Genomic DNA, 1,793 nt, shown 5'->3' on the forward strand with positions numbered 1-1,793 from the left:
TGCAGACGGCGCAACAAGGAGTCGTCGGCGTTGCCGCACTGGACGCGCACGCTGGCCCAGAACGGCGCCGGACGCACCGGGTGCACGGTGAGGCGCTGCCCCCGCGACAGACGCCAGCCCGCGCGCCGCACCCGGAAGGCCAGGTCGGCGTCCTCGCGGTAGGCCCGAGGGAAGCGTTCGTCGAAGCCGTCGACCTCGATGAGGGCATCACGGCGGTAGGCCATGTCAGCGGTGATCCACGCCGAGCGCTCCAGCGAAGCGGTGGAGCGCTCCCAGTCCGTGGGCCGGCGGTCCTGCGGCAGCGGCACGCGCAGCCTGGACTGCACCCCCGCCACGTCACTCGCGGCGGCGGCAAGGTCGGTCGCGAGGTCCGTGGCCCATCCCTCGGGCAGGAGGACGTCGTCATCGAGGAACACGACCCAGGGCGCAGTCGTGGACCGCCACCCGGCGTTGCGCGCCGCTGCCGGCCCGCGCCCGCCGGATCTCAGGATCCGCACGTCGACCCGCTCGGTCAACGCCGTCGGAACCTGCACCGGTGGCGGCGACGCGGGGCGGTCGTCGGCGAGGACGACCTCGATCGGGAGGGCGCCGTCCTGCGATGCCAGAGACCCGAGCAGGTCCTGCAGGCTCTGCCGACCGATGGTCGGTATGACGACCGCGTAGTCGGGCGGGGCCTGCTGGTGCGTGCTGGTCACGCCGGACAACTACCCACACGAAGCACTTCGAAGCACTTCTCCCGAAGGACCGCCCCGGCGCCGACGTCGCAGCCGCCGCCGACAACACCTGCCGACGCCGACAACGCCTACCGCGCCGGCGCGAGCGATGGGACGTTCGCCCGGGGTGGACCTGGATCTGCTCAGGTGGTCTCTGGCACCAGCGGGAGGTCGGTCACGGCGGTCTGTCCGACATGCTGGCCCACCAGCGTCTGCAACAGGGCGCCCAGGCCGTGGGAGGCCCGGCCGGGCATGCGGCCGGAGGTGCGGACCACGGGTTGCAGCGGGGTCAGCACCGGGTGCCCCGCCCGGCGCAGTCGTTGCACGATCGCCTGGTCCTCGCCGTGGAGCACCGCGGGGAAGCCACCGACGGCGGCGTAGGCGTCCATCCGGATGGCGAGGTTGGCGCCGTAGACGTGCGTGTGGCCGGTGGTATGCAAACCGGAGGCGAGGATGCGGCGGTAGTCGTGGCGTGCCTGGGGCGAGGCCTCCCAGTCGAGCAGCTCGACGAGGCCGGCGACAGCGGACGAGCCGGAGGCGTGGGCCAGGCGGAGGCAGGTGGTGATCCAGTCGACGGGGGCGATCGAGTCGGCGTCCGTGTTGAAGACCCACCGCTGCCGCTGCCCGGACCCCCACCGGCCGGTGAGCCGACGGATCGCCCTGTCCCGCACCTCACCCACGGTCTCGGAGGTCCAGTCCTCCCAGACCGCCCCCTCCACGGAGGACTCGGCGAGGAGCCGGCCGGCCAAGGCCGCCGTCCGGTCGGAGCAGCGGTGGGCTGCCACCCCGACCACGGCGTCGGCCACCACTCCCTCCGCCCGGGCCCGCGCCACGGCTTCGACCACGCTGTTGAGGCACGCGTCGATGTGGTCCTGCTCGTCGTGGGCCGGCACGGCGACGAGGACGTCAACCGGGGAGGCCACCGAGGTATCCCGCGTCGGAGACTGGATTCTGTTGCCGGACATAGAGGTCCAGGTCATCGATGCCTCTCGTGAGGTCGAGATCGTAGGCGAGCCCGGCGGGCCCGGCCAGGTCGCGCGCGTGTGCCACCAGCCGCCGGACCGCGCCCGCCACCGCGGC

Annotated in this window: 2 protein-coding genes; both read right to left on the reverse strand. The window is 73.2% G+C overall.

Annotation, left to right across the window (positions count from 1 at the left end):
* Positions 1 to 695 (reverse strand): glycosyltransferase family 2 protein (locus tag FRW57_RS21210; protein ID WP_152187000.1); only part of this gene is annotated, 695 nt, incomplete at its 3' end.
* Positions 696 to 856: 161 nt separating this feature from the next.
* Positions 857 to 1,636, reverse strand: coding sequence for a glycosyltransferase family 2 protein (locus FRW57_RS21215; protein ID WP_152187001.1), 780 nt, complete (start codon positions 1,634 to 1,636; stop codon positions 857 to 859).
* Positions 1,637 to 1,793 lie beyond the last annotated feature (157 nt).

The organism is Segeticoccus rhizosphaerae (assembly GCF_009192725.1).
Classification (GTDB): Bacteria; Actinomycetota; Actinomycetes; order Actinomycetales; family Dermatophilaceae; genus Segeticoccus; species Segeticoccus rhizosphaerae.